Annotated in this window: 6 protein-coding genes; 4 read left to right on the forward strand and 2 right to left on the reverse strand. The window is 62.0% G+C overall.

Translation table 11 applies throughout. The annotated features are described in order from the left end of the window. Positions 1–1,010 (forward strand): NAD(P)H-hydrate dehydratase (locus tag J0I64_RS02605; RefSeq protein ID WP_291406067.1); only part of this gene is annotated, 1,010 nt, incomplete at its 5' end. A gap of 2 nt (positions 1,011–1,012) precedes the next feature. Here the strand turns inward: J0I64_RS02605 and J0I64_RS02610 are convergent. Next, positions 1,013–2,269: a cytochrome P450 gene (locus J0I64_RS02610; RefSeq protein ID WP_291406068.1), complete on the reverse strand. Its 1,257-nt coding sequence runs from the start codon at positions 2,267–2,269 to the stop codon at positions 1,013–1,015. A 150-nt stretch (positions 2,270–2,419) separates the two neighbouring features. Here J0I64_RS02610 and J0I64_RS02615 point away from each other — a divergent pair, with 150 nt between their 5' ends. Both J0I64_RS02615 and J0I64_RS02620 read left to right on the forward strand, forming a co-directional pair. Continuing rightward, positions 2,420–2,818: a YciI family protein gene (locus tag J0I64_RS02615; RefSeq protein ID WP_291406069.1), complete on the forward strand. Its 399-nt coding sequence runs from the start codon at positions 2,420–2,422 to the stop codon at positions 2,816–2,818. 157 nt (positions 2,819–2,975) lie between these two features. Next, the gene (locus tag J0I64_RS02620; protein ID WP_291406070.1) at positions 2,976–3,215 is read left to right on the forward strand and encodes a hypothetical protein; all 240 of its coding nucleotides are present in this window, start codon (positions 2,976–2,978) and stop codon (positions 3,213–3,215) included. A gap of 38 nt (positions 3,216–3,253) precedes the next feature. On the opposite strand, the gene J0I64_RS02625 is transcribed toward J0I64_RS02620, so the two are convergent. Beyond that, positions 3,254–3,649, reverse strand: a complete 396-nt coding sequence (locus tag J0I64_RS02625; protein WP_291406071.1) for a nuclear transport factor 2 family protein — start codon at positions 3,647–3,649, stop codon at positions 3,254–3,256. Positions 3,650–3,985: 336 nt separating this feature from the next. Here J0I64_RS02625 and J0I64_RS02630 point away from each other — a divergent pair. Next, positions 3,986–4,147, forward strand: a 162-nt coding sequence (locus J0I64_RS02630; RefSeq protein WP_291406072.1) for an ATP-dependent Clp protease proteolytic subunit, incomplete at its 3' end; no start/stop codon positions are given.

The following is a 4,147-nucleotide window of genomic DNA, read 5'->3' on the forward strand; positions in this document are numbered from 1 at the left end:
TGCCGACCGGCATCGATGGCGCCACTGGCGCCGTCCGCGGCATCGCCATGATCGCCGACATGACGGTGACCTTTTTCCGCCTGAAGCCGGGCCATGTGCTGCTGCCGGGCCGCCAGCACTGCGGCGAGGTCGTGTTGGCCGAGATCGGCATTCCCGATTCCGTCCTCGAGCGCATCAATCCGACCACCTGGCAGAACACGCGCGAGCTCTGGACCCTGCCGCTCGCCATGGCCGACGGTCACAAATACGACCGCGGCCACGTCATCGTCGTCTCCGGCGGCGAGTTTGAAACCGGCGGTGCGCGCCTTGCGGCGCATGGTGCATTCCGGGTTGGGGCAGGGGTGGTCTCCCTTGCAGGAGAAGCCGCGGCGCTACGGGTTCATGCGGGCCACGTCACCGCAATCATGCTCAAGCCTGCGCAAGACGCGGCCGAGCTGGCGAAGCTGCTTGAAGACAAGCGCATGAACGCCGTCGTCATCGGCCCGGCCGCCGGCGTCGGCACCGCGACCCGTGAAAAGGTCCTCGCAACTCTTGCTTCCGGCGCCGCAACGGTTCTCGACGCCGATGCCATCACCAGCTTTGCCGCCGAAAGCGAAGCCCTCTTTGCCGCCATCAAGGCGAACGGCGATCGTCCGGTTATTCTCACCCCGCATGAGGGCGAGTTTCAGCGGCTCTTCGGCAATGTGCCGGGTGGCAAGCTCGAACGGGCCCGTGCGGCTGCCCAGCATTCCGGCGCCATCATCCTGCTCAAGGGCAGCGACACCGTGATTGCCGCCCCCGATGGCCGCGCAGCCGTGAATGCCAACGCGCCAAGCTGGCTGGGCACGGCCGGTTCCGGCGACGTTCTCGCCGGTATTATTGGCGGTCTGCTATCCCAGGGCATGGCCGGCTTTGAAGCCGCCTGCGCGGGGGCCTGGCTGCACGCCGAGGCCGCCAATCGTTTCGGCGGCCCAGGCATGATGAGCGAGGACATTCCGCCGCTCCTGCCGGGTGTCCTCGCAACGCTCTAGCGTCAATCCCAGCGCACCATGAGCCTTTCGAGGCCATGGAAGTGGAACACGTCGGCATAGCGGGGCTGCTCCGCGAGGCGCAGCTTTGGCAGGCGCTTGAACAGCACCGACATGGCCTCCTGCAATTCAATGCGCGCCAGCGGCGCGCCGATGCAGAAGTGGATGCCGGCCCCAAAGCTGACATTCGCACCATCGGTGCGGAAGGGATCGAACCGGCCGGGATTGGCAAACCGTTGGGGATCGCGATTGGCCGCACCCAGCATGAGCCCAATGACGTCGCCCTTGCGCAGCCGGATGCCTTCCACCTCCATGTCCATCAGCGCATAGCGCGTGAAGAGGTGCAGCGGTGCGTCGAAGCGAAGACACTCTTCCACGGTCGCTTCTGTCTGCTCGGGCGTCGCAAACAACGTTCTGGGATCAAGTCCGCTTTCGAGAATGGATTTTACGCCGTTGCCGGTGGTGTGCACCGTTGCCTCGTGCCCGGCATTGAGCAGCAGAATAGCGGTGGACATGACCTCGTCGTCAGTCAGCTTTTCGCCGCCCTGTTCGGTGGTCAGCATGTGGGACAGCAGATCCTCGCGTGGCGCTTTCCGGCGTTCGGCAATGATCTCGCGCAGGTAGGCCATGAAATCCGCCGATGCCTTGTTGGCATCGAGTTCGGTCTCGTAACTCACCCCGAACATGTACATGGTCACCATGCGGTTGGACCAGTTGAGCAGTTGCGGCGCAGACTCGGCTGGCAGCCCGATCATTTCGGCAATGATGATGGCGGGCAGGGGAGCCGCAAAGGCCTTGATCAGGTCAACGCTCTCCTCGCCTTCAAAACCGTCAATGATCTCGTTGGCAAGCTGCCGGATGCGCGGCCGCAATTGCTCCACCTGCCGCGATACGAAGGCGCGGTTGACCAGCATACGCAGCCGCGTGTGGCCGGGCGGCTCCAGGTTCAGCAGCGAGTGCTTTTCGGTCAGGTCAAAATCGGCCACGTGCGGCTTGGGCTCGGGCAGGCCGATTTCCTCGCGCGTCGCCACATGCAGAATTTCACGTCCAAAGCGTTTGTCGCGGAGCAGTGCCGACACATCCTTGAACCCCGCAAAGCACCAATGGCCATATTCCTCCCAGAAAAAGGCCGGATTGCTCGCATGCCGCTCGGCATAAAAGGCATAAGGGTTCTGGAAAAACTCGGGGTCGCGCGGGGCCGCGCTGGAGCGGCGTTCGTCGGAAACGTCAGTAATCGGCTTGACTTGAATAATGGCGGCCATGGTCGTCCGTAGGGCTTGCTTTGCCCCACCTTAGGCGGTGCTACGCGCTCTGCAAATGCCTGTGGCGCCGGTCGCGAAAAAAGCTCAAAAAATTAGTCGAGCCAGTGATTGGGCACTCGTCGCTTCGCTGTCCAACAACGGAGACCGAACATGAAATTCCTCTGTCTTTTCCATTTTGCCCCCGACGCCTTCGCTGGCCTCACACCCGAAGAAACGCGTCGCCTCGACGACGCAACCATCGAGCATGACCACAAACTCCGCGCCAGTGGCCACCTGCTCATCGCTTCGCCCCTGGCTGACGTTTCGACCGAGCAGGTGATCGACCGCCGCCGCCCCGTGCGCATCAGCGAAACCGACGGCCCCTATGCAGAAGCCAAGGAGGTCATTGGCGGCGTAGTTCTTGTCCAGGCCGCCGACATGGCTGAAGCCAAGGCGCTTTTCGCCGACGATCCCATCGCCGCCCATTGCCGCATCCAGATCAGGCCGCTGCACGAAAATGACCGGCATAGCGAGACCGGCGAGGGCCGTCCCGAATTCAAGCCGGCGTGAGGGCTTCCGCAGGTTGGGAAGTTCGGCTTCTTGTTTTTAGGCCTGCTTCGGCTGGGGCGTTTCCGCAGGGACGACAGCGAGATTGGGGTGAAAACCCTTGGCAAACGACCCGCAATGATGTCTTGAGAGCGCCAAACGCGACGAAGGAAATCCGCACGTGAGCGATATCACCGTTTCCCAGGCCATCGACGCCATCTACGCTTCGATCAAGAACAACAACGAAGACATCGACCTGCACATCGCAGCGCTCAAGGCCGCCATGGCCAAGGAAGGCGCCAAGGAAGCGGTCTTCGAAACCGCCAAGCTGGCCCAGCCCAACCGCCAGGGCCGCAAGCTCATGCAGGCCTACTTCAAGAAGAAGGGTATCGCCGTCTCCTTCGCCGGCGGCGCCGAATAAGGCTTTCGCGGCGGGACGAAAGCCCCGCCGCCTGCTCCCTAGGGCGCATAAGGCGCCGGGTCCGGTATGCCCGCCTCGGTGATTGACCAATGGGTCTGGATAATGCGCCACACGCTGTCGCGGCGGCGGAACACTTCGGTACAATTCCAGCGCAGTGCATTCCCATCCTTGTCCCATGAGACAAACCGGAAGGTCAGCACGGCCGCGTCGCCGACCTCTTGCACAAGTGGCTCGATGAATTCGTGGCGGTCGGCAAAGATCGTCCCCTCGATCTCCGCATACATCGCCACCAAGGCCGCCTTGTTGAGCCGACTTTTTGTCGTCGGGTCGAAATAGACGAGGTCGTCATCAAGCAGGTCGATAAATCCCTGCGTCTCGCCCCTGCACCAGCGTGCCATGGCCGCGCGTTCAAGCTCCAGAACCGGATGATCCATATTGTCCTCCCATGTAGATCGGCGACAAAATGGAACAAAGAGAGAACAAAATCAATGGCGCAGCAAAAGTTTAGACACAGAACTTTTCGATCATGCCAAACGCCACGTTCACCTTAGTGTCACTGCGTGCCGAACGCTCTATTGAAGCCGGCCCCATTGCCGCCTATTTGTCCCTTTACCGCCCGTTAAGGCGGCATAGCTGCAATCGGCCGGTCGCGCCGATTCGATTTCACCGCGTCTTTCTGCCCAGCCATGTGCGCGTTCGGGGCAGGGGCCGGATCAACCAGCCAAGCCTGCCGTCTGCTCGCGACGTCGACGGAGGCCAAGGGGCAAAATATGCGGGATCCGCACGATCTTTACATGAACACGCTCGTTCCCATGGTGGTCGAGCAGTCGAACCGTGGCGAACGCGCCTTCGACATCTATTCGCGCCTGCTGCGCGAGCGCATCATTTTCGTGACCGGTGTGGTCGAGGACAATATGGCCTCGCTCATCGTC

It is taken from the genome of Devosia sp. (assembly GCF_017307565.1).
Taxonomy (GTDB): domain Bacteria; phylum Pseudomonadota; class Alphaproteobacteria; order Rhizobiales; family Devosiaceae; genus Devosia.